The organism is Sporichthyaceae bacterium, from assembly GCA_036493475.1.
Taxonomy (GTDB): Bacteria; Actinomycetota; Actinomycetes; order Sporichthyales; family Sporichthyaceae; genus DASQPJ01.
Map to the genome: position 1 here is coordinate 1 of DASXPS010000049.1, position 24768 is coordinate 24768.

The following is a 24768-nucleotide window of genomic DNA, read 5'->3' on the forward strand; positions in this document are numbered from 1 at the left end:
CCGCCGGTGAGCGAGCGCAGCGAGTTCACCAATAGGCGCCGGCTGTGCGTGGCCGGTCGGCGCGCCGATGGCAGCGAGGTCTGCCGGTGAGCGAGCGCAGCGAGTTCACCAATAGGCGCCGGCTGTGCGTGGCCGGTCGGCGCGCCGATGGCAGCGAGGTCTGCCGGTGAGCGCGCGGCGGATGCTGGTGGCCGGCGTCGGCAACATCTTCTTGAGCGATGACGGTTTCGGTTCCGAGGTCGTGCGCCGCATGCAGGGGGTGCCCGTCCCGGCCGACGTGGACGTGCTCGACATCGGCATCCGGGGCGTGCACCTGGCTTACCAATTGCTCGACGGTTATGACGTCCTGGTCATCGTCGACGCGGCCGCGCGGGGGCAGATACCCGGCGCGGTCACGTTACTGACGGTGGATCAGGCATTGGTGGCCGACGCCCGTCCGGCAGTCGCCGAGGGGGACAGTGCGCTGGTCGACGCGCACGGCCTCGCGCCCGGCGCGATCCTGTCGATGCTCGCCGGGCTGGGCGGCACGGTCGGGCAGGTCTATGTGGTGGCCTGCGAGCCGGAAAGCGTGGCGGAAGGCATCGGCCTGAGTCCGCAGGTCGAGGCGGCGATCGGGCCGGCTATCGCCCTGGTCGAGCAACTGATGTGGTCCGGCGCAATGCCGGACCCAACCGGTCAACACGTGGAGGAGGTGTCCCGATGATCGTGCGGTTTGTCAAGGCGGTGCTCGTGGCGGGAGCGGCTGCAGCCGTGGTCCAGTCGATTCCGGATGTGAAGCGTTACTTGGAGATTCGGTCCATGTGATCGAGTGAGGAGACCGGTATGGAGACGTTGGTGGGGTTCGCCGTGGGCTTTGTGGTGGGCACCCGGGAAGGCAGACAGGGGCTAACCAAGATCGTGGAGTCCTGGGCGTACATCCGGGAGTCCAAGGAGTTTCAGGAGATCGTCGGCAACGCTCTGGGCATGATGGTCCCGATGGTGCGGGAGCTCGGCGCAGCCTCCGGCAGGCATGCCTGACACGTCGCACCACGGGTTGCCGCAACGGCGCGCGGAGACGAGCACGCGTCGGCGGCACGGGTTCACCGTGCGTGGAGTCGTGCAGGGCGTGGGTTTCCGGCCCTTCGTGTATGCACTGGCGCGCGAACTCGCCCTGTCCGGATCGGTGGCCAACACCCCCGACGGGGTGCTGATCGAGGTCGAGGGTTCGCCGGCCGCGGTCGACGCCTTCGGCGTGCGGTTGGGCACCCGGGCACCGCCGCTGGCCCGGCTGGACGAGATCGTTCTCACCGTGCTGCCGTGCCGCGGCGGCACCGATTTCGTCATCACCGAATCGGCCGGCGGCCCTGGTCGCACCTTGGTCTCCCCGGACGTCGCCACCTGCGCCGACTGCCTGGCCGAACTGGCCGACCCGAGGGACCGCCGCCACCGGCATGCGTTCATCAGCTGCACCAACTGCGGGCCGCGATTCACCATCGTCGTGGACCTGCCCTACGACCGGCCCGCCACCACGATGGCCGAGCTGCCGCTGTGCCCGACCTGCCATGCGGAGTACACCGACCCCGCTGATCGACGTTTCCATGCCCAGACGGTTGCCTGTCCCGAGTGCGGTCCGGTGCTGACGCTGCATCAGCCCGGCGAGCCGGACCGGTCCGGCGAGGCGGCGCTGGCCGGCGCGCGCGCGTTGCTGGCCGGCGGGGCGATCGTCGCGGTCAAGGGATTGGGCGGCTACCACCTGGCTTGCGACGCCGCCGACGAGACCGCGGTGGCCGTGCTGCGCAAGCGCAAGGACCGTGGCGACAAGCCGTTCGCGGTCATGGTCGCGGATCTGGCTGCGGTCCGGCGGGTGGCGGCGATCTCCCCGGCCGAGGCGGAGTTGCTGACCGGCGTGGCCCGACCGGTGGTGCTGCTCGCCCGATTGACCGGCGCCACCGGCCTGGCCGAGGCCGTCGCACCGGGCAGTCCGGACGTGGGCGTGGTGCTGCCCTATACCCCCGTGCATCACCTGCTGTTCGGTCTGCCCGGCGACCCGGCGGCACCCGGCGCCCTGGTGATGACCAGTGGAAACGTAGCGGGTGAGCCGATCGTGGTGGACGACGCCGAGGCGCGCGAGCGGTTGGCGTCCTTGGCCGACGCGTGGCTGAGCCACGACCGTCCGATCCACGCGCCCTGTGATGACTCGGTGCTGCGCATCGCGGGCGGCATGGCGCTGCCGGTGCGCCGCTCCCGCGGGTACGCGCCGCTTCCGGTCGCGCTACCCGTGCCGGTCACGCCGGCGCTGGCGGTGGGCGGAGATCTGAAGAACACCTTCTGCTTGGCCGACGGCCGCTATGCGTGGCTGTCCGCGCACGTCGGGGACATGGACGATCTGGCCACCCTGCGGGCTTTCGAGGCAGCCACCACCCAGATGCGGGCGGTGACCGGTGTCGCGCCCGAGCTCGTGATCGTCGACCGCCATCCGCGTTACCGCAGCGCCGCCTGGGCGCGGCGCGGTGGGCTCCCGGTGCGTGCGGTGGGCCATCACCACGCGCACATCGCCTCGGCGATGGCGGAGAACGGCCACGACGGCGCGCAGCGGGTGATCGGCTTCGCCTTCGATGGCACCGGGTACGGCGACGACGGCGCCGCCTGGGGTGGCGAGGTGCTGCTCGCCGACTACGACGGCTACACCCGGGCCGCGCACCTGCGCTACGCCTGGCTGCCCGGTGGTGACGCCGGTGTACGCAACCCGTGTCGGATGGCGCTGTCCCATCTGCACGCCGCGGGTCAGGACTGGGACCGGCGGCTGCCCAGCGTCGCGGCTTGTTCGCGGGAGGAGCGCTCGGTGTTGGGCCGTCAGGTGGAGACCGGCCTGGCCTGCGTGGCGACCTCCAGCATGGGTCGGCTGTTCGACGCGGTGTCATCCCTGGCCGGGGTCTGTCATCGGATCGCCTACGAGGCCGAGGCCGCGATGCGCTTCGAGGGCCTGGCCCGCGCGGGGCTGGACCGGTGTGGACAGCCGTATCGGTTCGACTGTCTCGGTACGCGGACCGCGACCCTGCTCGACCCGGGCCCGGTGCTGGCCGGCGTCGCCGCGGACGTGCTGGCCGGGGTCGAGGCCGCGCTGATCGCGGCCCGCTTCCACCTCGCCGTGGCGGACCTGGTCGAGCGGGTCGCGCTGGACCTGCGCGCGGAAACCGGACTGAACACCGTCGCGCTGTCCGGCGGGGTGTTCCTCAACGCCCTGCTGACCACGTTGTGCCGGGAAAGCCTGACCGCGGCGGGTTTCCGGGTGTTGTGCCACCGCATTGTTCCGCCGAGCGACGCGGGTCTTGCCCTCGGGCAACTCGTGATCGCCGCCCGCAGGACCGATCCAGTCGAGAAGAGTGCGCCATGTGCCTAGCCGTGCCCGGCAAGTTGCTGGAGATCTGGGAGTCCGACGGCACCCGCATGGCCACCGTGGACTTCGGCGGCGTGCACAAGGAGGTCTGCCTGGAGTTCTTGCCCGACATCGCGGTGGGCGACTACACGATCGTGCACGTCGGGTTCGCCCTGCAGCACCTCGACGAGGAGTCCGCGTTGAAGACCATCGCTCTGTTCCAGCAGATGGGGGAGATCGAAGCAGAGTTCGGTGACCCCCGGGCGCAGGCGGCCGAGGCATCGAGTTGGGCGGAAACCCAAGCACGATGGGAGGCGACGTCATGAGATCCGTGCCGGTGGTGGCCCGCACACGTTCGGCGCCACGCGAGTAGGGGACACTCCGTTGGGGGAGCAGCTGCCCCACATCTGCTGAGGCACCGTCACCGGCGCGACGCGGCGAAGGTGTGCGACCCTTCCGCCATGGTCCTCGCCGGGCTGAGCGCCGCCCTGTTGGTCGTCGCGGTCGCCACGCCCGCGGTTGCGGTCCAGCCGCCCGACAACGGACCGATCGTGTTCACCAGCAACCGGGCGGGCGGCAACGACGTCTGGGCCATGGATCCCGACGGCGGCCACCCGCGCCGGCTCACCGACTCCGATGCCGCGGATGAACAGGCCGCGGTGTCCCCGGACGGCAGGCACATCGCCTTCGCCAGCAGCCGAACCGGCTACTCCTTGATCTGGCTGATGGATGCCGACGGTAGCCATCCGCGGCTGCTCACCGGGGGTACCGGAGCGGAGACCGAACCGACCTGGTCCCCGGACGGGCGGCTGATTGCCTACACCGCGCAGGTCGGCGGGAACGTGGATATCTGGGTGATCGGCCTCGACGGCCGACACCGCCGCCGGCTGACCACCGACACCGAATACGCCGTGGACTACCGTCCGACGTTCTCCACGGACGGTCGGCGGGTGGCCTTCACCAGCGTGCGCAACGAGGACGAGGGCGAGAATGCGGACGTCTGGCGGGTGGACCTCGACGGCACCCACCTGACCCGGCTCACCACGAAGCCGGCGTTCGACACCGACCCCGCTTACTCCCCGGACGGTCGACACATCGTGTTCACCAGCACCGGCGACGACGGCAACGCGGACATCTGGCAGATGAACGCCGACGGCGGCGACCTGACCCGATTGACCACCGACCCGGCCTTCGACCACGCACCGGCCTTCTCCCCGGACGGCAGCGCGATCGTGTTCGCCAGTGACCGGCGCGGCAACTCCGATGGCATTTGGGTGATGTCGGCGAACGGCGCCCAGCAGTCCTGCCTGACGCTGGACGGGGCTACCGACACCGATCCCAGTTGGGGGCCGGCCGGCGCGGATCGGCCGCCCGCGCCGTTCGGGCAATTCGGTCCGGCGACGCTGCTCGGTGCGGTGGCGTGTGCGGTCCCCGACACGTCACACGTGGGTGGGTCAGAGGCTCTCGTCCGCGGCCAGGCGTAGTGCCTCGGCCAGGTCGGCCGCGGCCAGCAGCTGCGCCGCCAGCTCGCGCGCCCCGTCGGGGTCCAACGTGCAGTCCTCGTCGACGGTAATCATCCAGGGCTCTCCGGGCAGATGCTCGGTGCGGGTGACGCCGCAGCCGTGCCAGAGGTAGCTACACGGTGCGGGGGAGAAGATCAGGCTGTGCGGCAGGGCTTCCATACGGGCTCCAACGTCGGGCGGTCGTTGCCCTGATTGAACGGCGGTCGGACCTGGCCTCCCATCGCCCGATCGCCCGGATTCGGATCCGCTGAACGGCTGTCACCCACACGGGTGACAAAGGAGCGGAACGATTTCGGCTCTGTCCTCCCCGCTGAATTCCGGTAACGGGGTTGCTCACCATGGAGCCGACAATGTTGAGCAGGCCGCAAACCGGAGCCAACAGGAATGGGCAGGATATTCCTCCTTGAGGATTTGATGCAGATTCAGGGGCTGTCACGCGCCGAAATTCGTGGGCCCTGGATGGGTTCTGACCTGGGCCGTTTACTCATTTCGGCGGTGAGAAGCATCTCGATCCCGGGTGACTTACAGTCAGTGTGGAATGTCATCAAAAGGGCAAATCTTTAGAGCTCCATTTACGTACTGTGATCGCACAGTCACGTAATGAATTGGAATAGCCCGGTCGGTCGCTCAGCGTTTTATGCCGCAAATTTCAGACGGTAACGCCCGTCTTGTTGACCTCGAGGTCATCCAACGACCGGGTCATGGCCGGTTCCCGGGCAGGGTCGGTCGGCGTGCCGAACCCATTCGGGCTAATGGACGGTTCAGGATGGTCGGGATCAATCGGTCATCTCCTGCGCGGGCAGCACTGGCCGGCATACCGTCGACGGATCCCGCCTCGTGGCCTTCGGAGCGTCATGAACTACCACCTGTTCCGGACCATCAATGACTGGTCGGGCAACGGGTTGTTCGACGAGGCGATGAAGGCGATCGCCAAGGACGCGATCTGGGCGGTGTTCGCCGCCTTCGCTGTGCTGTGCGTGTTTCGGCTGCGCGAATGGGATCCACGCCCGGTGCTGTTCTCCCTCGGCGCGCTCGGCCTCACCTACGCCTTCGGCCTCCTCGCCGCCGCGCTGCACCCCGAGCAGCGGCCGTTTCAGACCCACCAGGTGCACCAATTGATCGCCCATGACCCGGGGCAGTCCTTTCCCAGTGACCACGCCACGGCGTCGTTCGGGGTTGCCCTGACCGCGCTGGTGTTTCTCTCCCGTTCCTGGGGCATGCTGCTGTCGTTCGTCGCCGTGGTGATCAGCTTCTCCAGGGTCTACGACGGCGTGCACTACCCGGGCGACATGCTGGGGGGTGCGGTGGTCGCGCTGCTCGGGGTGACCATCGCGGTGGCGGTCGCAGTGGTGTTCGCCCGGCCCGCCAGGCAGGCCGCAGCCCTGCGGCCGCCGGTGGGCGCCGCCCGACGGTGAGGTGACGATGGCCGGAAGCGACTCGAACGGCGCTATCGTCGCCCGAATCGCCTATCACGAAGGCGTGCGGGTGCCGCACGCCACCGGGCCGGGCATCGACGACGGCACGGCGTGCGACCTGCTCTGGGTCGCCCTGGAGAACCCCTCACCGCACGACATGGTCGGGGTGACCGCCGAGTTCGGGCTGCCCGACTTCGCCGTCGCCGAGGCGGTGCGCGCGCACCAGCGGCCCAAGCTGGAGCGGCACGGCGACGTCGCCTCGGTGGTGCTCAAGCCGGTGCACTACGTGGACAGTCACGAGGTCGTCGAGATCACCGAGATCACCTTGTTCCTCGGGCCCGGCTTCGTGGTCACCGTCCGGCACGGGGAGACCGACGTTTTGGGCCGGGTCATCTCCGAACTCGACGATCCGGCGCCCGCTCCGGAAAGCCCGTTCGACGTGCTGGCCAGGGTCGCCCGACTGGTGGTCCAGGGCTATGAGGCGGCGCTGGACGGACTGAACGTCGACGTGGACGAAATCGAGGAGGCGGTCTTCGCCCTGGGCGAGGCCGACCACTCCGAACGTATCTACAAGCTCAAGCGCGAGGTCGCCGAGTTCCGCCGGGCGGTCGCGCCGCTGGTGCGGGTGCTGGAGCGGCTGGCCGACGACATGTGCCCGGATCCCGGGCTGACCGGCCAGTTCCGCAGCGCGCACGACCACCTGTTCCGGGTGGCCGAGCTGCTGGAGGGCATCGACCGGCTGCTCACCGACGTGCTGCAGGCCAACGTGGCCCGGGTGACCGCGATCCAGTCCGCGATCGCGATCCGGCAGAACGAGGACATGCGCAAGATCTCTGCCTGGGCGGCGATCGCACTGGTGCCGACCGCGGTCGCCGGTATCTATGGCATGAACTTCGAGCACATGCCCGAGCTGAGGTGGCGTTTGGGTTACCCGTTGGCCCTCGGGTTCATCGTCATGGTCTGCTCGCTGCTGTACCGCACCTTCCGGCACAACGAGTGGCTCTGACTCAGCCGGGCTTGCGCCAGACCAGGGTGTAGCGGAAATACAACCGGCGGCGGAACGTCACGCCGGGCAACGCGGCGGCAGCGATCGCGGCGATCTCCCGGTAGGAGTGCCGGGGCCGGGCCGGCGGTGCCGGGAACTCCCAATAGCACTTGCGCCGCGGGGTGGTCCGGTCCGCGACCATGCCCGCGGTCAGCCACAGCAGGTCCCGCGGGAAATCGATGCGGGCCGGCCCGATCACCACCAACGCGCCGCCGGGGCGCAGCAGCCCGGCCATCCGAGTGAGTGCGGGGGCGGCATCCATGTGGTGCAACGCACCCACACAGGCCACCAGATCGAAGTGGTCGTCGGGCAACAGGTGGTCCTCGAACAGGCACACCTGGCGGTAGGAGATCGGGTCGCCGGTCACGGACAAGGCAGCGCCCAGGCTCGGTGCATCCGGGTCGATGCCCACCACCTCGGGTACCCGCGCGCGCAACTGGCGGGTCAGTACCCCGGCCCCGCAGCCGACGTCCAACGCGGACCGGGCGCCGGGCGGCAACGCGGCCAGCACCTCCGGGTAGTACTGGATGTTGTGGTTCCACAGCGGCTGCTGCGGATCCACCAGCGCGGTCCGATCGGTCAGGCCGCCGTGCGCCATCGCAACAGCCGAGCAATCAGGCCGGCCCGTGGCAGCGGCGTCGGCTCCTCGTCGTACCCCGGCCAGGACGGCTCGGTGCGCGTCTCCGGCGGCGGCGGTACCTCGAACAGTTCCTCGGGCATGTGCATGCGACGACCCCCCAGGGTGTGCTTCGATCCCGACGGTAGGTCGGTGCGGAACCGCCGGGGTGGACGAACGCGGCCGGGTCACCCAGATGGGCCGGCGTTTCACGACCGTTCGGTGAGAACTGAGCTCGCGTCAGGTGACGGATGTCAGCCGAGCGTGCGGAACACCGTGCCGGTGCGCGGCTTCGGGTAGAAGAACGTGGACTTCGGCGGCATCAGGCCGCGCGCCTGCGCCGTGGCACGGATCTGGTCCACCGATACCGGGCGCAGCAGGATCGCCGCGTCCGCCCGCCCGGAGCGCACCGCGGAGACCGCGTGCGCCACGCCGTGTTGATAGCTGATCTCGTGGTCGGGCAGTGCGTCCACCGCCGTGGCCACCCGCACCGAGTCCAGCGGTTCGACCACGCCGGGACCGCTGTCGGTGCGCGGGCGAAGCAGACGCATGCCCTCGGCGTCCACCAGGGCCAACGCCCGCTCGGCCACCAGCCGACGCACCACGGCGGCATCGGGATGCGGCTCCCGAGGGCCGATCTCGAACGCGGCGCTCAACTCGGTCGCTGGGTCGTGGCCGGTGGGTAACCCGGCCAGCAGGCGGTGGATGGGCTGCACGGTTAGTTGGTCGGCGACCAGTTCCACCACCAGACACAGCGTGGCGTCCGCGCCGGTCGGCGCGCCGGCTTCGTCGGCGTGGATCAGGCAGGTGGAATAACGGTGGTGGCCGTCGGCGATCACCAACGGCGTGGCGCCGATCGCTTCGCAGATCGCCTTGACCCCCGCCGGGTCGTCCATCCGCCACAGCTCGTGGGTGACGCCGTCCTCGTCGTCCCAGCGGTCCACCGCCTCGGCGGCGTCCAGGTCCAGCAGGGCGGTCAGGCCCTCGGTCAGCGACAGCGCCCAGATCGCCGACAGGTTCGCTTTCGTGGCGCGCAGCAGGGAGAGCCGATCGCTGTGTGCCTTCGGGGTGGTGTGCTCGTGCGGCAGCACGTCGGCGCGGGCCTGCGGGCCGATGCCCAGCGCGCCCAGCACGCCCAGCGTGCACCGCACGGTGCCGTCCTCGTCGGTGGCGGTCATTCGGTACGGGTACAGCGCGGGCGGGTCATCGGCCAGCACGCCCTGCACCCGCCAGTGCTCGAAGGTCGCCGAGGCGGCGGCGTACGGGTCCGGGCCGTCCTCGGCCACCGGCATGTCCACCCGGACCACGTTGTGCTCGTGCTGTGCGCACAGCGCGGCACGCTGCTCGGCGTCGATCACGTCGTAGGGCGGCGCGGTGACCTCGACCAACGGATCGGTGGTGTAGCGGATTCCGGGGAACGGTGAGAAGACGGGCATGGGCCCGATCCTTGCACCCGCAGGTTGCCGTCAGGCGAAGTGGAAGACCTCAGTGCCGGCAGGTGCGCCGTAACGGTCGATGACCTTGTTCAGCTCGTCCTGCAGGTACATCACGCCGACGCCGAAGCAAACCCACCACAGCACGCCGGTGACCGGGTCGCAGGTGGCCGGGATACCGGCGGCGCGCTGTGCCGCCTCGATGCGCCGGCCGGTGTGGTGGATGGCCACGAACTGCGGCACCGCCAGCGGGGCGCCCAACGACACCGCCGCGGCGCAGACCGCCGGGCGAACGGCGATCCGCTCGTCGAAGCGGCGCAGCTCGCGGTTCACCTGCCAGACCCAGTAGATCCAGTACAGGCCGAGGGTCGCCAGGCCCAGGGCGCCGACCAGCCACGGGTCACGATGCCGCGGCAGCACACCGACCGTGAGCACCTCACGGGCCAGCAGCACGTCGGTGTCCTGCGTCATCCCATCCCCCGGTCAGCACGGGTGCACACCCGTGACAGCACGGTAGGACGCGGCACCCACCCTCCGCCGGTCATTCACCCAAATCGACTAGTCCAGCGCGAACGTGCGTGCCTGCGCCCCCACCGCCAGGTCCAGATCGTGCGTGCCGAGCACCGCGGTGCCACCCCGATCGGCGTAACCGCGCAGGATGTCGGCGAGCAGCGGACGGAAGCGGTCGTCCAGGCCGTACTCGGGGTCGTCGATGAGCAGTAGTTGCGACGGCCGGCAGAACGCGGCGGCCAACGCCAGTCGCCGGCGCAGTCCTTGGGACAGGGTGTGCGGCTGGTCGTCGCACTTGGCGTCCAGCTCGAAGGCCTCCATCACCCGCGGTGGGATCGGCCAGGTGTCGTCCTCCACCTGGGAGCCCGCCATCCGAGCCAGCTCGAGCACCTGCAGCACGCCGGCACCGGGCTCCCATTTCGGTTCCCCGCAGACCAGCACCACCTCGCCGGACTCGATGGCTTCGGCCGGTGGGTAACCCAGCACACGGACGCTGCCGGCGCTGGGCGCCAGCTCGCCGCCGAGTACCCGCAGCAGCGTGGTCTTGCCGGACCCGATGCCGCCGAGCACGGCCAGGATCTCGCCGGGCGCGACGCTCAGATTGACCTCGGAGAACACGGGGTAGCCGCCCAGCCGCACCCCGAGCCCAGTCACCTCGACAGCGTTGCTGTGCCCATTGATTCCCTCGCTGCGCTCGCTCATATGACTTCCTCCCGGCGCAGTGTCGCGATGCCGTCGGCGTCGTAGCCGAGCGCGGCGAGGATGTCGTCGGTGTGCGCGCCGATGTCCGGCACCGGATCCATCCTCGGGGTGACACCGGGCATGGTGATCGGCGGGAGCAGTGCGTTCAGTTCCCCGACGGGGGATTCCACGGTGCGCCAGCGATCCCGCAGCGCCAGCTGCGGATGCTCGAGCAGACCCTCCACCTCGTTTCGCCGGCCGTTGGCGATGCGCGCCGCGGTGAGCCGACGGGAGACCTCCTCGCCGGGCATCGTGCCGAGCGCCTCGTCGATGACTGCGTGCAGGGCCGCGCGGTTGGCCACCCGGTCGGTGTTGGTGGCGAAGCGCGGGTCGGTGCCCAATTCTGGGCGGCCGAGCACCTGTTCGGCGAGTGCCCGCCATTCCCGGTCGTGCTGAATGGCCAGCACGATCTCGCCGTCGGCCACCGGGATCGGCCCGTAGGGTGCGATGCCCGGATGCTCCGCACCGCGCCGGGCCGGTGGGGTACCGCTGTAGGCCGTCCAGTACATCGGGAAGCCCATCCACTCGGTCAACGCATCGAACAGCGAGATGTCCACCACCCTCCCCGTACCGGTGCGCCCCCGCTCGACCAACGCGGCCAGGATCCCGGAGAACGCGTACATGCCCGCCGCGATGTCGGCCACCGGGATGCCCGCCTTGGACGGCTGTTCCGGGGTACCGGTGATGGACAGCACCCCGGTCTCGGCCTGGATCAACAGGTCGTAGGCCTTGTGGTCCCGATAAGGGCCGGACGTGCCGTACCCGGAGATCGAGCAGTACACCAACGTTGGGTGACGTGTCGTCAGTTCCATACTGCCCAGCCCCAGCCGGTCCGCCGCGCCGGGGGCGAAGTTCTGGACGAACACGTCGGCCCCGGCGATCAACCGGGCCACGATGTCGCGGCCGCGTTCGTCCTTGAGGTCGACGGTGAGGCTCTCTTTGGATCGGTTCAGCCACACGAAATGGCTGGACATGCCCTTGACCGTGCGGTCGTAGACGCGCGCGAAGTCCCCCACCCCCGGTCGTTCGATCTTGATCACCCGGGCGCCCAAATCGGCCAGGTGTCGGGTGGCCAGCGGGGCGGCCACCGCCTGCTCACAGGCGACGACGGTGATTCCCGACAGCGGCAACGTGCTCACCGACCGAGCCTAGTGACCACCATCCGAGGCGTCCGCTCGACCGTGAGCTATAGCTCACTGTTCGGCGGACGCGTCGGGGATGTCGACAGGTGACGGGAGCGGTTGTCCACAGATCGCGGAACTGTGTGTTGGCGTGGCGCTGAATTTGTCGAGGATCCCGAGCATGGGGTTATCGGGGGAGAGCGCACAGCGGCGCCAGACTCGTCGTGTGCGGGCGGCGATGGCAGCTCAATCGAGCGGCGGTGTAATGAGCCGGCGAGCGCTGCCGGCGTTGGGCATCGACCGGTGGGAGATAGCCGCCGAGCTGCGCGCCCGGCGGTGGCTGCGGTTGGGACACCAGACCGTACGGGTGGCGCCGGGGGATGAGCAGTTGGCGAACTTCTACCGGGCAATCGCCGAGGTCGGCGCGCCGGCTGTGCTGGACGGCGTCTCGGCGCTGCTCGCCGGGGGGTTGCAGAACTGGGCGGAAGGAGTGGTGCACGTCGCGGTGCCGAAGTCCGCGACGCCGCAACAGTGCAGCGGTGTCATCGTCCACGAGACACGTCGCTATGAGGCGTCGTCGGTGATCGCCGGGGAGGTGCCGCGGATGAGGCCGGGCACGGCCGCCGTCCATGGGGCACTGTGGGCCGTGACGGATCGTCAGGCCGCGACGGTGGTGTTGATGGCGGCTCAGCAGCGGCTGGTCACCCCCACCGAGTTCGCGGACGAGGTCGAGAAGGTCAAGTGGTCTCGCCGTCGTCGCCTGCTCCGCGATCTCGCCCTGGCCATCGGCGGGGGCATCGAGACCCTCGGCGAGCGTGAGTTCGCGGGGCTGTGCGTCAAAAGAGGACTGCCCGTCCCCGATCGACAAGTGCGCCGCCGCACCGACTCCGGCACCTGGGTGTACGACAACACATGGGACGCCTACAAGGTCACCGCCGAAATCGACGGTTCCCAGCATCGCGATCCGGCCGCCTGGATACCCGACGCACTGAAGCAGAACGCCGCGTCGCTCGGGGGACACGTCGTCCTGCGCATCCCGAATCTGGCACTGCGCATCGACCCCGAGCCCTTCCTCGACCAGCTGGAGGCGGCGTTGCGGGCGGGCGGTTGGCCCGGCGGTCGCCGTGCCGCGTAGCGCTGCCCACGGCGTCCGCTCAACAGTGAGCTATACCTCACTCTTCGGCGGACGCCCCGGGGTCATATTCCGCGGCCACCATCGACCGGCAACACGACCCCGGTGAGGAAGGCGGCCTCGTCGCAGGCGAAATAGACGACGGCCTCGGCTATGTCCTCCTCGGTGGCCACCGGGGCCATCCGCGCGACACAGTTCACCCGGATCTGGTCGCTCGCCAGCTCCAGAGCGAGGGCCTTGGCCAGGTGGTGGGCGGCGGCCTCGGCGGCGGCGTAGGCGGTGAAGCCGGAGCTCGCGCGCTCGCCCAGGATCGAGGCGACGATCACGATCGAGCCGCCACCGCGCTTACGCAACGCGGGGGCTGCCGCGCGCGCACCGAGCCACGGGCCGAGCACGTTGACCGCGAAAGCCTGCTGGAACTCCTCCTCCGGTAACTCCTCGAACGGCGTCGGGACGTGCGCGACGCCGGCGTTGGCCACCAGCACGTCCAGCCCGCCGTAGGTGCAGACGGCGAGGTCGACCGCGGCCCGGTTATCCGCGGCGCTGGTCACGTCGGCCGTGATGGCGATTGCCCGGCCGCCCGCAACCGCGATTTCCGTGGCGACGGACTCGGCCTTCGCGCCGTCGGAGTCTGCCACCACCACCGAGGCGCCGAGCGCAGCGAAGCGCAGCGACGTGGCCCGCCCCGGGCCGGACCCACCACCGGTGACCATGGCGACCTTGCCCGTCAGCGAGACCACGGTTTGCTCCACTTCTCAGCTCAGGTCGGGCAATTCAGGTGCTCGCGCAAACCGCGCTCCCCGGCCCGCATCATCATCCGGTGATTGATCTCGAACAACGGTCGGGCGAAGGCCAGGCGACGCAGCAGCGGCCGTGCCGCCTCGACCTCCTCGGAGAAGGCGAGCAGGGTGCCGCTGTCCGGTGCCGGGGTGAGCACCCAACGGGAGAACCCGACCAGGTCGCCGCTGAGTCGAGCCTCCAACACACCCGCGTCGGCGTCGGCGCGGGAGCGGTGCGCGGTGAAGCGGAGCGAGAACGGCAACCGGGACTGCACCACCACTCGACAGGTGTCGTCATCGATCCGTTCGGCGACCTTCACCTGTCGCCACCACTGCGGGTAGAGGTCGAGTCGTTCCAGGGTCGAGTACAGGACATCGAGTGGGGCCGGCACCGCCCAGGTGCAGGCGAACTTGTACACGTGATTCACGCGCCCAGTTTCTCCAACTATGTGCGTAACTGATGGTGCGTGACCGACCTCATTTGGCTCAAGGGGCAGGCGGGATAAGAGTGATCTTGTCGAGTATCGGGGATGGAACCGTCACAGATCCCGCTGCGTCTCACTGACAGTTTCCACTCGACAGCATTGCGTGTTGGCGAATGGAACGCAGCCGGACACAACGGTCAGGGGGACCCGTCGTGCACTGGAACAACCATCTGCAACACCTGCAGCAGTCCTGCGCTACCGCGGGCGGAACGGACACGTCCACCTGGGTGGATGCGACGCTCGATGTGGTAGCGGATCTGCTCGTGTTGCAGCAACGCGTGGGCCGGGACCCCGTGGCTCGGCGGGCCGTCGAGGTGGCCGCGCTGCACGTGGGACTGGCCCGCGAGTACGCGGGTCCGGTGGGGCCGTCTGTGGTGCCCGATGACCTTGCCCTCGAGGTGGCCGAGCGGTCCACCCACGCGCTGCTGGGCGTGCTGCTCAGCCTGGTGCGCGCGGAGAACAGCACCGCGTCCTACGCCCGTCGCCTGCATCTGCGCGCCGCCTCGCGGGCGATGCGCGGTGAGCCCCTGCTGCCCGCCCAGCGCGGCCGCGGCGGTGCCCGCACACCGTAAGGCCACCGGTGAACCCGGACCTATGCTGACGGCGTAGGCCCGGGTTTCGTGTGAGTGGAGGACGACGTGCGTCGGGTCGTCCTCGCGGTGGCCGCGATGCTGTTGGCCGGCTGCACCGGCTCGCACGGCAAGGCTGCGCCCACGTCCGGCGACACCTTGTTCGTGGCCGGCAGCGGTGCGGTGACGCTGATCCCGCCGGACAAGCGGGGCACACCTGTCGCGCTGTCCGGTGAGCTGGTCGACGGCGGCAGTTACGACGTGGCCGCCCACCGCGGCACGGTCTTCCTGCTCAATGTCTGGGGTTCCTGGTGCGCGCCCTGCCGACGCGAGGCACCGGATCTGGCCCGAGCCTGGGCGAGTGAACAATCCAACGGCGACGTGCAGTTTCTCGGTCTGAACACCCGCGAGGACGCCACCGCGGCCGCGGTCGCCTTCGAGCGCCGTTTCGGCATCACCTATCCGAGCCTGCGCGACCCCGACGGCCGCCTGCAGCTGACCTTCCGCACCACGCTGCCACCCAAGGCGATCCCGTCCACCTTGGTACTGGACCGGCAGGGTCGGGTGGCCGCGCGCATCGTCGGGGTGGGTTCAGAACTCACCTTCACCGAGTTGATCGACCAGGTCCGCGCCGAGCGCTGACCAAGCACTGGCAAAGCTTCTGGGACCGACTAATCGGACTCGGGCAGATGTGGGCGGCGGGGGCCTCTTGTACTCCGTGAGAAATCGCAACGGAGGTGTCCCGGATCGCACCCTTCGAAAGATGTGGAATGCACCCGGTCTGTCCGCGACCCTCACGAGGTAATCGCGGCGCGTGACGGGTGCACAGCCGAAAGTAGTTCCCGGGATTGTCGGAACCGCGTCCAGCGAACCCGCAGTCTGATGCCACGAAAGCCGGGACGCCGCAAGGCCAGGCTCGGACCGCACAGCCGGGGGGCTGTCGATCCGCAGCCGGCGTCCTGCCCACACATCATCTAGGGGGATCACTTCATGTCCGGTCGTCACGCCCACACCCGTCGTCGTCTCGCTCTCGTCACTGCCGCCACCGTCATCGCCATGCCGCTGGGCGTCGCGATGGCCGGCTCCGCTCACGCCGACACTCTCGGCGGCCTCGGCGGCCTGCTCGGTGGCGGCACCTCCAGCCTGCCGGTCGTCGGCGGCGCGCTCGGCAACTCCGGTCTGCCCGTCGTCGGCGACCTGCTCGGTGGGGTCACCGGTGGCAGCTCCGCCGCCGACCCGACCGCCGCGCTGGCGCCGGTCACCTCGGCCGTCGACTCCGCCACCGCGGGCACCCCGGCCGCCGGTGTGCTGGACACCGTCACCGGTCTCGCCGGTGGTGGCACCAGCGCCAAGGCCATCTCCTCTGCCGCGACCCCGGACGCGATCTCCGGTCTGCTGTCCAACCCGACCGGCGGCCTGGGCTCCGTCACCGGCGGTAACCTGCCCGTCGTCGGCAACCTGGGCGGCGGCGCGCTCGCCCCGGTCACCGGCCTGCTTGCCCCGGTCACCGGCCTGGTCGACTCTCTCGGCCTGGGCGACCTCGTCGGCGGTCTGCTCGGCACCGTCACCGGCCTGGTGGACGGCGTGACCGGCGGCCTGCTCGGTAACGGCATCGACACCGACGAGCCGAGCTCGCACGGGTCGCACGACAGCCGCGGTGGGGACGACTTCGAGGAGACCGCGCTGCCGCACACCGGCGCCAACACCGACGCCACCGCGCTGATGCTGTGCGCGGGCCTGGCTGTGGCCGGCACCGGCGTCACCCTGGTCAGCCGTCGCCGTCGCGGCGCGCTGTCCATCTGAATCACGATCTGAACAAAGCGACACCGCCTGTCCCCACGGGCCTGGGGACGGGCGGCGTTGTGTCCGCGGCCGTGGTGGGCGCGGTCGTGTGACTCACCAGAACCGGGTCGATCGGGTTCCTCCCGATCGGCCCGGTTTGTGTTTCCGTAGGGGCTTCACCCGTGTGGAGCAAGTCGGGCCGATCGCCGGAACCAAAACCCCGGGGGTGGGCAGTCTGAGCATCGGGACGCGCGAAAAGGTCTTGGGCTCAGGTGCCGAGACCGCCGAGACCGTGTGGGCGTCTCACGACTGCTTGGGGGGATCACCGATATGTCTGTCCGTCACATCACGAACAAGAAGCGGGTCATCGCCGGTACGGCGATTGCGGTTCCGCTGGGCATCATCGCCGCCGGTGCCGCCTCGGCCTCCGACGCGCCGGCTCCGCTGGGCGGCCTGACCGCCGTCACCAACGCGGTGAACTCCACCGCGACCAACACCAATGTGCTGCACGGCATCACCGACCTGGCCGCGGCCAAGCACGCCGCACCGGCCCCGGCGATGGCCGAGGCCCCCGCCGCTCCGGCTCCGGCCGCGGCGGCTGACCCGGTCAGCGCCGTCTCGGCCGCGGTGGTCAACGCGACCGCGGGCACCCCGCTCGCCGCGCTGCTGCCCCAGTCGGGCACGGTCGGCAAGCACCGCTCCGACAGCCAGGCACCGGCCGCGGCCATGGAGCCGGTGAAGAAGGCCAAGCACCGCAAGGCCAAGCACTCGAAGGACCCGCAACCGCTGGACGCGGTGACCGACAACCTCGGCCGGGTCGCCGACCTCAGCCTGGTCAACTCGACCGTCAACGGGCTCACCGAACAGCTGGGTCTGGGCGACACCGTCGGCGACGCGCTGAAGCCGATCACCGGCAACCACGGCCTGCTGCCGGGTCTGCTCGGCATCAAGGAGAAGACCGCGGTCAAGGCGCAGCACGAAGCCCGGCACCGGGCGCCTGCTTCCTCGCTGGTGGACGACTCCGCGCTGCCGCACACCGGTGGCGACGCCGGCGAGATCGCGATGCTGCTCGGCGCCGGCCTGGCGCTGACCGGCGCGGGGGCCCGGATGGTCGGCCGGCACCGTCGCAACGGCTGAACGGCACCTCGCACCACCTGCGCTCGATCGGAAGCCCGCCCCGAAATACCGGGGCGGGCTTCCGCGTGTGACGGGTGGGTCGTGAATGACACCGGTGTGGTTCGGGCATACGATGGGGGTCTCGACACCACGCACGAAGGGTCGCCGCATGGAAGCCACCACGCTCGCCGCCGTCGCCGGTCAGTTCCAGTCCCCGCCCGCGACCGGTGAACCTGTCCGGGTGGAGCTCGTGGACGGTGCGCTGAGCGAGCGGGATCGCGCGGTTTTGGACTTCGAACGGCAGTGGTGGCGCTACGCGGGTGCCAAGGAGAACGCGATCTCCGAGCTGTTCGGCATGTCGGCGAATCGCTACTACCAGATCCTCAACGCGTTGATCGATCTGCCCGAGGCCCTCGCGCACGACCCGATGCTGGTCAAACGGCTGCGCCGGCTGCGCGGTGCTCGCCAGCGGGCGCGGTCCTCCGCGCGCCGGGCCGGCGCCGAGATCTGAGGGGGGCTCGGGGGATGAACCGTTTTCTGCGTCGTCGTCGGCTGCCCGGAGTGCATCGCTCCGGGCTGACCGAGCTGGGTTCCTCGGCGGTGTCCGCGGTGGCGGTGATCGCGTTGGTGGCCGTGCTGCTGCTGATGTTCGGGCAGCGTGCCGACCACCTCGACGCGGTGGACCGGGTGGCCGCCACCGACGCGCCGTCCGCGCCCGCCCAGCAGCCGCTGCCGGTCGCACCGGCGCCGGGCACCGGGAATGCGGCCGACGCCCTGCCCGGCCCGATCGCCGGGACCGGCGCCCACGACAAGGTGGCGCCGGACAAGGCGCCGGGCATGCCGGCGGACCAGTCCGTCGCCGACCCGACGGCGCCCGGTGTGGTGCCCGACGCGGCCGCCCCGCCGGTGGCCGTGCCGTACGACGGCCCGAAGGTGCCGATCGTGCTGTTCAACCAGACCAGCGACCCGGCCAGGCTTACCTCTTTGCAGAGTGCCCTGGTGGCCGCCGGGTGGCCGGTGGCCGCGACCGGGGCCTGGAAGGGTGCCGTGCCGGCGACCACCGTGTACTACCCGGCGGGCATGGAGGCCCAGGCCAGGGCGTTGATGGCGGCCTTCCCCAGCATCGGGCGGATCCGGCCGGTGTTCGGCGGGATCCCGCAGACCAAAAAGCTGACGGTGATCATCTGCGAGGACCGCACGACGACCGCGGCCGCCCCGGACTGACAGCGTTTGCTTTATTCGGGGCCGGCGAGATCGGGTGGGCGGCGCTGGCCGCCGATCCGATCCGGGCGGTGATCGCCCTGGACTATGACGGCACGCTCGCCCCGATCGTCTTCGACCCGGCGCGTGCCGTGCCGGAGCCGGGCGCACGGGACGTGCTGCGCCGGCTGACCGAGGTGTTCGGCACCGTCGCGGTGATCAGTGGACGGCCAACGGCGAGCCTGATCGCACTGCTGGAGCTGGACGCGGCCGATGCCCCGCAGCTCACGGTGCTCGGCATGTACGGGCGCCAACCCTGGCGGCGTGACGACCCGGTGCCGCCGCTCCCTCGCGGCGACCCCGCGGCAGGGCCACGCGGCGAACTGATCGCCCTGCTGGCGGCCGGCGCGGACCGGCTGCGCCTGGAGGACAAGGGCGAGTCGTGGGCGGTGCACGCGCGCGGCCTGCCCGATCCCGATGCGGCGCTGGCCCGGATCCGCCCGCGGCTGATCGAGTTGGCCGGCCGGCACGGCCTGCAGTTGCAATCGGGCCGGGCCGTGGTGGAACTGCTCGCGCCCGGTCCGGACAAGGGCGCCGCGCTGCGCCTGATGGCGGACCAGGTCGGTGCCCGGGCCATCTTGTGGGCCGGTGACGACCTCGCCGACTTAGCCGGCTTCGACGTGCTGGACGACCTGCGCGCGCGTGGGGTGCCCGGGCTGGGTGTCGCCGTGGCCAACGGGGAGACTGCCGCGCCGGCCCGGCGGGCCGACGCCACGGTGTCCGACCCGGCCGCGTTGCTCAACCTGCTCAGCGCGTTGGCCGACGCCGCAAGCGGGCCTTGATCAGCATGTTGCCATGTCGACGCTGTGGTGCCCGAGATGGACGCTGCCCACCGGGCTTGATCAGCATGTTGCCATTCCGAGGGGTGCCGCGCGAACCGCGGTGAACTGTCAGGAGGTACAACGGATTGTGCGTTCGGTCCCGCATACCTGCTCGCTGTGCGAGGCGACGTGTGGGCTGCTGATCAATGTCGACTCCGACGGCACGCTCGGTGAGATCCGCGGAGACCCGGACGACGTGTTCTCCGCGGGCTATATCTGCCCGAAGGGTGTGGCGGTCAAGGGTTTGCACACCGACCCGGACCGGCTGCGCACGCCGATGGTCCGCGTCGGCGGGACGTTGCACGAGGCGTCCTGGGGCGAGGCCTGGGCGGTCTTGGCCTACCGGCTCCCCGCCCTGATCGAAACCCATGGCCCGGACGCCGTCGGGATTTTCACCGGCAGCGGGGCCGCGCACAACCTGGACGCCCGGCTCTACGCGCCCGCGCTGGCCGCCTCGATCGGCACCCGCAGCGTGTTCTCCGCGTCCTCACTGTGGCTGCGACCCAAGCAGGTCGCCGCCGGCTTGCTGTACGGCAGCACCGCGGCGATGACCGTGCCGGACGTGGACCGCACCGAGTACCTGATCCTGATCGGCGCCAACCCCGTTACCTCCAACGGTGGTCTGCTCACCGCCGCCGACCTGCGCTCGCGGTTGCGTGCCTTGCGGCGCCGGGGCGGGCGCCTGGTGGTGGTCGACCCCCGGCAGTCCAGCACCGCCGAGGGCGCTGATGAGCACCTGCGCATCCGGCCCGGCACCGACGCGGCGCTGCTGCTCGGCATGATCCACGTCCTGGTCGACGAGGGCCTGATCGACCCGGGCGGGTTGGCCGACCGCATTGACGGGGTGGCCGATGTGGCCGCACTGGCCACCGACTTCACGCCGGCTCGGGTGGCGCGGCGCACCGGCCTGGACGCCGGCGCCATCCGCCGGCTGACCCGTGATCTGGCTACTGCTCGGGCCGCGGCGGTGCACGCCGGGGCGGGCGCGTTGACCACCGGGCGGGCCACCGTGGTCAGCTGGCTGGTCGAGGTACTCAATGTGCTCACCGGCAACCTGGACCGGCCCGGCGGTGCGATGTTCCCGTGCCCGGCGCATTGGACCGCGCCGCCGGTCGGTGCCCGCTCGCCGTTCTCCTTGACCGACCAATGGCGCACCCGGGTTCGCGGACTGCCGATCATCGATGTCGAACAACCGGCCGCCGCATTGGCCGAGGAGATGGACACCGAGGGCGCCGGGCGCATCCGCGCGCTGATCACCATCGGCGGCAACCCGGCCCGCTCGCTGCCGGACTCCGCTCGGTTGCGTACCGCGCTGGACGAACTGGAGCTAATGGTCAGCGTCGACACCTACCTCAACGAGACCACCGCGTTGGCCGACATCGTGTTGCCGGTGCCCTCGATCCTGGAACGGGCGCACTACGACCTGGACCGGTACGCGCAGGCCTGCCGCAACATCGCCAACTACTCCCCGCCGGTGCTGCCGTTGCCGCTGGGCATGCACCACGAGTGGGAGACGCTGGCCCGCTTGGGCGTAGTCGCCGCCGGTGGGTCCGCGGGTACCGACCTCACTGCGTTCGACGACGAGGCCGCCGCCCGGCTGGCCAAGCAGGTTGGCATCGAGCTACCCGAAGAGCCGGACGGACTGCGCGGACCGCAACGTCTGCTGGACCTGCTGCTGCGCACGGGTCCCTACGGACTCACGCTGGAGGACCTGGAGTTCAACCCCCACGGATTGGACCTCGGTGAGCTGGAACCGCGCCTGAACGAGGTGTTGTGCACCGCGAACCGGCGGTTGAACCTCGCTCCGCCGGCGCTGGTCGCCGAGGCCGCCAAGGTGCGCGGCGGCTTGGACGCCGAGGGCGGCGAGGGATTGCTGCTGGTGGGTCGTCGGCACCTGCGCTCGCAGAACTCCTGGCTGCACAACCTGCCCGCGATGGTGTCCGGGGCCCGGCGGTGCACCGTGCAGGTGCACCCGGAGGACGCGGCGCGATTGCGGTTGCGGGATGGCGGTATGGCCCGGGTCAGTTCGCGCATCGGCGAGGTGGTGGCGGCGGTGCAGGTCACCGAGGAGGTACTGCCCGGCGTGGTCTCGTTGCCGCACGGATGGGGGCACGACGAACCGCAGGCCCGACTCCGGGTGGCTGCGTCCCGTCCCGGGGTGAACGTCAACCGGCTCACCGACGCGAGCCAGACCGACCCGCTCACCGGCAACGCAGTGTTCAACGGGGTGGCCGTGTGGCTGGCCCCGCACTCCGGGGACGCGCCGGCCACCGAGGGTCCGATACCGGACCGGCGTGTCGGGGTGGACCGCCGCCGCGCACCGCGTGGTCCGGGCGGAATCGGGCCGGAATCCTTCGGCCCCGCTTAGAACTGACCCTGTGTTAGTTCACCCCAGCGGACGACGTCAGAAGTCCAACGCAGCAATCTGGTCGGCGAACCAACGCGCCGGTGGGTACTCCCCGGCGAGGGCGGCCAACTGTGTGCGGCGACGCGCCCGCTCGGCCGGTTCCAGCCGCAGCGCCTGGTCGATGGCCCGTGCGGTGCCGGACACGTCGTAGGGGTTGACGCTGACCGCATACGGGCCCAACGCGTCGCACGCGCCGGCTTCCCGGGAGAGCACCAGCGCCACGTCGCGCTCAGAGATCACCGAGGCCTCCTTGGCCACCAGGTTCATCCCGTCCCGCACCGGGTTGACCACCAGCACGTCGGCCAGTGCGTAGGCGGCCAACGAACGCGGGAAATCGTCATCCACGGACAGCAGCAAGGGCTCCCAGTGATCGGTGCCGAACTCATCCTCGATCTCGCGGGCGATGCGCATCACGGCCGCGGTGTACTCGCGGTACTCGGGCAGGTCGTGCCGGCTGGGGTAGGCGATCACCAGATGCACCACCCGGCCCTGCCACTCCGGGTGGCTGCGCAGCAGTTCCCGGTAAGCGTGCAGGCCGCGGGTGATGTTCTTGGACAGCTCGGTTCGGTCCACCCTCACGATCAGCGCCCGGTCACCGATCTGCGCGGCCAGCGCGGCACGATGGCGGGCCACGTCCGGGCCCGCGGCGCGCTCCCGCAACGCCGGCGCGTCGGTGCCCAGGGGATACACCCCGACTCGGGTGGTACGGCCGCACTGACGCACCGTCATGTTGTCGTGGTCCACTTCCGCGCCCAGCACCAACGAACAACAGTCCAGGAAAGCCCGGGCCCAACGCGGCGTCAGGAACCCGGCGTGATCGGCGCCCAGGATGCCGAGCAGCACCTCGCTGCCGACCTCGTCGGGCAGCATCCGGTAGTAGTCCGGTGGCGCCCAAGGGGTGTGCGAGAAGTGCGCGATGCGCAGATCCGGACGCAGCTTGCGCAGCATCGCCGGCACCAGCGTGAGGTGATAGTCCTGCACCAGCACGCGGGAGTGCCCGGCAGCGTCGTTGGCCAACGCCTCGGCGAAGGTCGCGTTGTAGGTGAGGTAGTCCTGCCAATCGCGGGCGAAGGAGTGGTCGAACTCCGGGCGGGACGCGACGTCGAACAGCAGGTGGTGCACGAACCACAGCACCGAGTTCGCGATGCCGTTGTAGGCACGGTGAAACACCGCGGCGTCCATCGGCAGCATGCGGACCCGGCCCGCCACGTCATGGCCGGCCAGATCCAGCCGTCCACCCGGTGCCGCCGATGCCGCGCTGCGGTCTGCATCGGAGATCGCCGCGCAGACCCAGGTGATGTGCTCGGCCACGCCGACCGTGCCCAGGCCGGCCACCAGCCCGCCGGCCCCACGTTTGCACTGCAGGCCGCCGTCCGGACCCACCGAGAAGCTCACCGGCCCACGGTTGGAGGCGACGAGCACGTCCGGCATGGACTGAACGCTATCCCTGCGACCTAGGAGGCGATGGCCAGGCCACGGGCGTGCACCGCGTCGATCACGGCCTGCAGCTTGGCCGGGCTGAAGTGGGTGGCGTGCATGAGGATCACCCCGCCCGCATAGACCGGCGGGGTGAACGAGTTGCCGTATTGCACCGCGTCACCCATCTGGCTGGGGGTGTAGCCGGCCCAGTCGCGGCTGTCCACCGACCACCGGCAGGTGGCGTAACCCGCGGCCGCGATGCGGTCCACGACGCGGGTGGCCTCCGCGCCCGCGCCGTAGGGCGGGCGCAGCATCTTCGGTGCACCCGTGGTCGGGTGCGGGCCGCCGGAGATCTGCTCGGCGATCTGCGCGTCGCTCATGGTGTTCATCGGCAGGTGGTCGCGGGTGTGGTCCTCCACGATGCCGCCGCCGTCCTCGATCACCGCGCGGATCGTCGGGGTGAGGTGGTTGAGGAAGAACCGGCCCTTGGCGTGGTTGCGCGCCAACGTGGCCATCATCTGCTTGGCCACATCCGCCGAGGGCACCACGTCGTCGAAGGTCAGCCAGACACCGGGGCCGGAGTTGCCGCAGGTCTCGATGTGTTGCGCGTCGGACACTGACACCGGCCCGGACACCGCGCCCTCGGTGCGGAAGGCCACCGGCGTGGAATGCAGCGTGACGTCGCTGCCGCGCGCGGTATGCCAATCGGCCCGAGCCGTCATGGTCAGGTGCACCGCGGTGGTCGGGGCGAGCAGGTAACAGGCACGCGAGGTGGTGTCCAGGTGGGGGTTGTGCCAGGACTCCCCGCAGTCGGTGATCCGACCCGCGGTCGCGCTCGCCGTCATGGCGTCGGCCGGCAGGTTGGGCGGGGGATTGTGCACGGTCAGCACGATGGGCACCCGGGCACCCGGCGCGTCGTAGACCGGTGCGGTGAGCACCATGCGGGCGCTGCGCCCGGTGCCCGCCGGCGCCATGTAGGACGCCGTGGTGGGCGCCGGTGTAGCCACGGACGGTGTCTGCGAGGGCGCTGCGACGGCGTGGTCCGGAGTCCCGCCGCAGGCGGCGAGCAAAAGGGCGGCCGGCGCGAGGGCCAGGTTCCGGCGGGCGCTCACCGGTTCATCCTGGCACGCCGGGTGAAGAACTCACGCGCAAGTGATGACAACGCTGTGTGATGGATCGATTTCGGTCTGGCGTCGGACCGATCTGGGCAAAACCGCCCTGTTCGCCCCGTTTTCGTGT

Annotated in this window: 27 protein-coding genes; 16 read left to right on the forward strand and 11 right to left on the reverse strand. The window is 70.4% G+C overall.

All coding sequences use genetic code 11. The features are described 5' to 3' along the window. Nucleotides 1–166: 166 nt before the first annotated feature. The 5 genes from VGJ14_05320 to VGJ14_05340 all read left to right on the forward strand — a co-directional run bounded on the left by VGJ14_05320 (nt 167) and on the right by VGJ14_05340 (nt 4839). On the forward strand, nt 167–703 hold the full coding sequence (locus VGJ14_05320; GenBank protein ID HEY2831825.1) for a hydrogenase maturation protease: 537 nt from the start codon (nt 167–169) through the stop codon (nt 701–703). 119 nt (nt 704–822) lie between these two features. Next, nucleotides 823–1017, forward strand: a complete 195-nt coding sequence (locus tag VGJ14_05325) for a hypothetical protein (protein HEY2831826.1) — start codon at nt 823–825, stop codon at nt 1015–1017. Continuing rightward, nucleotides 1010–3379: a carbamoyltransferase HypF gene (gene hypF / locus VGJ14_05330; protein HEY2831827.1), complete on the forward strand. Its 2370-nt coding sequence runs from the start codon at nt 1010–1012 to the stop codon at nt 3377–3379. The genes VGJ14_05325 and hypF overlap by 8 nt, the downstream gene beginning before the upstream one ends. After that, entirely contained in the window at nt 3370–3681 is a 312-nt protein-coding gene (locus VGJ14_05335) for a HypC/HybG/HupF family hydrogenase formation chaperone (GenBank protein ID HEY2831828.1), read from the forward strand. The genes hypF and VGJ14_05335 overlap by 10 nt, the downstream gene beginning before the upstream one ends. Nucleotides 3682–3816: 135 nt before the next feature. Beyond that, entirely contained in the window at nt 3817–4839 is a 1023-nt protein-coding gene (locus tag VGJ14_05340) for a hypothetical protein (protein ID HEY2831829.1), read from the forward strand. Here the strand turns inward: VGJ14_05340 and VGJ14_05345 are convergent. Then, nucleotides 4810–5037 (reverse strand): hypothetical protein, encoded by a 228-nt coding sequence (locus VGJ14_05345; protein HEY2831830.1) that lies wholly within the window; start codon nt 5035–5037, stop codon nt 4810–4812. The two genes, VGJ14_05340 and VGJ14_05345, sit on opposite strands and share 30 nt — an antisense overlap. 695 nt (nt 5038–5732) lie before the next feature. Here VGJ14_05345 and VGJ14_05350 point away from each other — a divergent pair. Both VGJ14_05350 and VGJ14_05355 read left to right on the forward strand, forming a co-directional pair. Next, the gene (locus VGJ14_05350; GenBank protein HEY2831831.1) at nt 5733–6293 is read left to right on the forward strand and encodes a phosphatase PAP2 family protein; all 561 of its coding nucleotides are present in this window, start codon (nt 5733–5735) and stop codon (nt 6291–6293) included. A 7-nt stretch (nt 6294–6300) separates the two neighbouring features. Continuing rightward, nucleotides 6301–7299 (forward strand): magnesium and cobalt transport protein CorA, encoded by a 999-nt coding sequence (locus VGJ14_05355; GenBank protein HEY2831832.1) that lies wholly within the window; start codon nt 6301–6303, stop codon nt 7297–7299. A gap of 1 nt (nt 7300) precedes the next feature. On the opposite strand, the gene VGJ14_05360 is transcribed toward VGJ14_05355, so the two are convergent. From VGJ14_05360 to VGJ14_05385, 6 genes are all read right to left on the reverse strand, one after another. After that, nucleotides 7301–7936 (reverse strand): class I SAM-dependent methyltransferase, encoded by a 636-nt coding sequence (locus tag VGJ14_05360; protein HEY2831833.1) that lies wholly within the window; start codon nt 7934–7936, stop codon nt 7301–7303. Continuing rightward, on the reverse strand, nt 7918–8064 hold the full coding sequence (locus VGJ14_05365) for a hypothetical protein (protein ID HEY2831834.1): 147 nt from the start codon (nt 8062–8064) through the stop codon (nt 7918–7920). Before VGJ14_05365 ends, VGJ14_05360 begins: the two co-directional genes overlap by 19 nt. 144 nt (nt 8065–8208) lie before the next feature. After that, complete coding sequence (locus VGJ14_05370; protein ID HEY2831835.1) at nt 8209–9390, reverse strand: DUF1015 domain-containing protein; 1182 nt, start codon at nt 9388–9390, stop codon at nt 8209–8211. 30 nt (nt 9391–9420) lie between these two features. Beyond that, nucleotides 9421–9858 (reverse strand): DUF4234 domain-containing protein, encoded by a 438-nt coding sequence (locus VGJ14_05375; protein HEY2831836.1) that lies wholly within the window; start codon nt 9856–9858, stop codon nt 9421–9423. Nucleotides 9859–9945: 87 nt separating this feature from the next. Then, nucleotides 9946–10599 (reverse strand): ATP-binding cassette domain-containing protein, encoded by a 654-nt coding sequence (locus tag VGJ14_05380; GenBank protein ID HEY2831837.1) that lies wholly within the window; start codon nt 10597–10599, stop codon nt 9946–9948. Beyond that, nucleotides 10596–11777 carry a CaiB/BaiF CoA-transferase family protein gene (locus VGJ14_05385; protein HEY2831838.1) on the reverse strand — a complete coding sequence of 394 codons (1182 nt, stop codon included), beginning with the start codon at nt 11775–11777 and terminating at the stop codon, nt 10596–10598. The genes VGJ14_05380 and VGJ14_05385 overlap by 4 nt, the downstream gene beginning before the upstream one ends. A 247-nt stretch (nt 11778–12024) precedes the next feature. Between VGJ14_05385 and VGJ14_05390 the strand changes: the two genes are divergently transcribed. Then, entirely contained in the window at nt 12025–12894 is an 870-nt protein-coding gene (locus tag VGJ14_05390) for a hypothetical protein (GenBank protein HEY2831839.1), read from the forward strand. A 62-nt stretch (nt 12895–12956) separates the two neighbouring features. Here the strand turns inward: VGJ14_05390 and VGJ14_05395 are convergent, their stop codons facing one another. Together VGJ14_05395 and VGJ14_05400 are read right to left on the reverse strand one after the other, a co-directional pair. Further along, a complete protein-coding gene (locus VGJ14_05395) occupies nt 12957–13631 on the reverse strand; it encodes an SDR family NAD(P)-dependent oxidoreductase (protein HEY2831840.1) in 675 nt (224 codons plus the stop codon). 20 nt (nt 13632–13651) lie between these two features. Further along, the gene (locus tag VGJ14_05400) at nt 13652–14098 is read right to left on the reverse strand and encodes an SRPBCC family protein (protein ID HEY2831841.1); all 447 of its coding nucleotides are present in this window, start codon (nt 14096–14098) and stop codon (nt 13652–13654) included. Nucleotides 14099–14307: 209 nt separating this feature from the next. Here VGJ14_05400 and VGJ14_05405 point away from each other — a divergent pair, with 209 nt between their 5' ends. The 8 genes from VGJ14_05405 (at nt 14308) to VGJ14_05440 (ending at nt 22071) form a co-directional block, all read left to right on the forward strand. Next, nucleotides 14308–14727, forward strand: a complete 420-nt coding sequence (locus tag VGJ14_05405) for a hypothetical protein (protein HEY2831842.1) — start codon at nt 14308–14310, stop codon at nt 14725–14727. A 66-nt stretch (nt 14728–14793) separates the two neighbouring features. Further along, on the forward strand, nt 14794–15366 hold the full coding sequence (locus tag VGJ14_05410; protein HEY2831843.1) for a TlpA disulfide reductase family protein: 573 nt from the start codon (nt 14794–14796) through the stop codon (nt 15364–15366). 348 nt (nt 15367–15714) lie between these two features. Continuing rightward, nucleotides 15715–16527 carry a hypothetical protein gene (locus VGJ14_05415; protein HEY2831844.1) on the forward strand — a complete coding sequence of 271 codons (813 nt, stop codon included), beginning with the start codon at nt 15715–15717 and terminating at the stop codon, nt 16525–16527. Nucleotides 16528–16836: 309 nt separating this feature from the next. Beyond that, entirely contained in the window at nt 16837–17643 is an 807-nt protein-coding gene (locus VGJ14_05420) for an LPXTG cell wall anchor domain-containing protein (protein HEY2831845.1), read from the forward strand. Between the two features lie 148 nt (nt 17644–17791). After that, on the forward strand, nt 17792–18133 hold the full coding sequence (locus VGJ14_05425) for a DUF3263 domain-containing protein (protein HEY2831846.1): 342 nt from the start codon (nt 17792–17794) through the stop codon (nt 18131–18133). Nucleotides 18134–18147: 14 nt separating this feature from the next. Next, nucleotides 18148–18846 (forward strand): LytR C-terminal domain-containing protein, encoded by a 699-nt coding sequence (locus tag VGJ14_05430; GenBank protein HEY2831847.1) that lies wholly within the window; start codon nt 18148–18150, stop codon nt 18844–18846. Between the two features lie 68 nt (nt 18847–18914). Then, nucleotides 18915–19664: a trehalose-phosphatase gene (locus VGJ14_05435; GenBank protein ID HEY2831848.1), complete on the forward strand. Its 750-nt coding sequence runs from the start codon at nt 18915–18917 to the stop codon at nt 19662–19664. A gap of 127 nt (nt 19665–19791) precedes the next feature. Continuing rightward, nucleotides 19792–22071, forward strand: a complete 2280-nt coding sequence (locus tag VGJ14_05440) for a molybdopterin-dependent oxidoreductase (GenBank protein ID HEY2831849.1) — start codon at nt 19792–19794, stop codon at nt 22069–22071. A gap of 36 nt (nt 22072–22107) precedes the next feature. On the opposite strand, the gene VGJ14_05445 is transcribed toward VGJ14_05440, so the two are convergent. Continuing rightward, complete coding sequence (locus tag VGJ14_05445) at nt 22108–23541, reverse strand: trehalose-6-phosphate synthase (GenBank protein ID HEY2831850.1); 1434 nt, start codon at nt 23539–23541, stop codon at nt 22108–22110. Nucleotides 23542–23564: 23 nt separating this feature from the next. Further along, the gene (locus VGJ14_05450; protein ID HEY2831851.1) at nt 23565–24641 is read right to left on the reverse strand and encodes a polysaccharide deacetylase family protein; all 1077 of its coding nucleotides are present in this window, start codon (nt 24639–24641) and stop codon (nt 23565–23567) included. Nucleotides 24642–24768 lie beyond the last annotated feature (127 nt).

Excerpts from the sequence above, each read along its gene's own strand:
- VGJ14_05325 (HEY2831826.1), top strand. The coding sequence starts at position 823 with ATGGAGACGTTGGTGGGGTTCGCCGTGGGCTTTGTGGTGGGCACCCGG.
- hypF (HEY2831827.1), top strand. The coding sequence starts at position 1,010 with ATGCCTGACACGTCGCACCACGGGTTGCCGCAACGGCGCGCGGAGACG.
- VGJ14_05335 (HEY2831828.1), top strand. The coding sequence starts at position 3,370 with ATGTGCCTAGCCGTGCCCGGCAAGTTGCTGGAGATCTGGGAGTCCGAC.
- VGJ14_05340 (HEY2831829.1), top strand. The coding sequence starts at position 3,817 with ATGGTCCTCGCCGGGCTGAGCGCCGCCCTGTTGGTCGTCGCGGTCGCC.
- VGJ14_05345 (HEY2831830.1), bottom strand. The coding sequence starts at position 5,037 with ATGGAAGCCCTGCCGCACAGCCTGATCTTCTCCCCCGCACCGTGTAGC.
- VGJ14_05350 (HEY2831831.1), top strand. The coding sequence starts at position 5,733 with ATGAACTACCACCTGTTCCGGACCATCAATGACTGGTCGGGCAACGGG.
- VGJ14_05355 (HEY2831832.1), top strand. The coding sequence starts at position 6,301 with ATGGCCGGAAGCGACTCGAACGGCGCTATCGTCGCCCGAATCGCCTAT.
- VGJ14_05360 (HEY2831833.1), bottom strand. The coding sequence starts at position 7,936 with ATGGCGCACGGCGGCCTGACCGATCGGACCGCGCTGGTGGATCCGCAG.
- VGJ14_05365 (HEY2831834.1), bottom strand. The coding sequence starts at position 8,064 with ATGCACATGCCCGAGGAACTGTTCGAGGTACCGCCGCCGCCGGAGACG.
- VGJ14_05370 (HEY2831835.1), bottom strand. The coding sequence starts at position 9,390 with ATGCCCGTCTTCTCACCGTTCCCCGGAATCCGCTACACCACCGATCCG.
- VGJ14_05375 (HEY2831836.1), bottom strand. The coding sequence starts at position 9,858 with ATGACGCAGGACACCGACGTGCTGCTGGCCCGTGAGGTGCTCACGGTC.
- VGJ14_05380 (HEY2831837.1), bottom strand. The coding sequence starts at position 10,599 with ATGAGCGAGCGCAGCGAGGGAATCAATGGGCACAGCAACGCTGTCGAG.
- VGJ14_05390 (HEY2831839.1), top strand. The coding sequence starts at position 12,025 with ATGAGCCGGCGAGCGCTGCCGGCGTTGGGCATCGACCGGTGGGAGATA.
- VGJ14_05415 (HEY2831844.1), top strand. The coding sequence starts at position 15,715 with ATGTCCGGTCGTCACGCCCACACCCGTCGTCGTCTCGCTCTCGTCACT.
- VGJ14_05420 (HEY2831845.1), top strand. The coding sequence starts at position 16,837 with ATGTCTGTCCGTCACATCACGAACAAGAAGCGGGTCATCGCCGGTACG.
- VGJ14_05425 (HEY2831846.1), top strand. The coding sequence starts at position 17,792 with ATGGAAGCCACCACGCTCGCCGCCGTCGCCGGTCAGTTCCAGTCCCCG.
- VGJ14_05430 (HEY2831847.1), top strand. The coding sequence starts at position 18,148 with ATGAACCGTTTTCTGCGTCGTCGTCGGCTGCCCGGAGTGCATCGCTCC.
- VGJ14_05445 (HEY2831850.1), bottom strand. The coding sequence starts at position 23,541 with ATGCCGGACGTGCTCGTCGCCTCCAACCGTGGGCCGGTGAGCTTCTCG.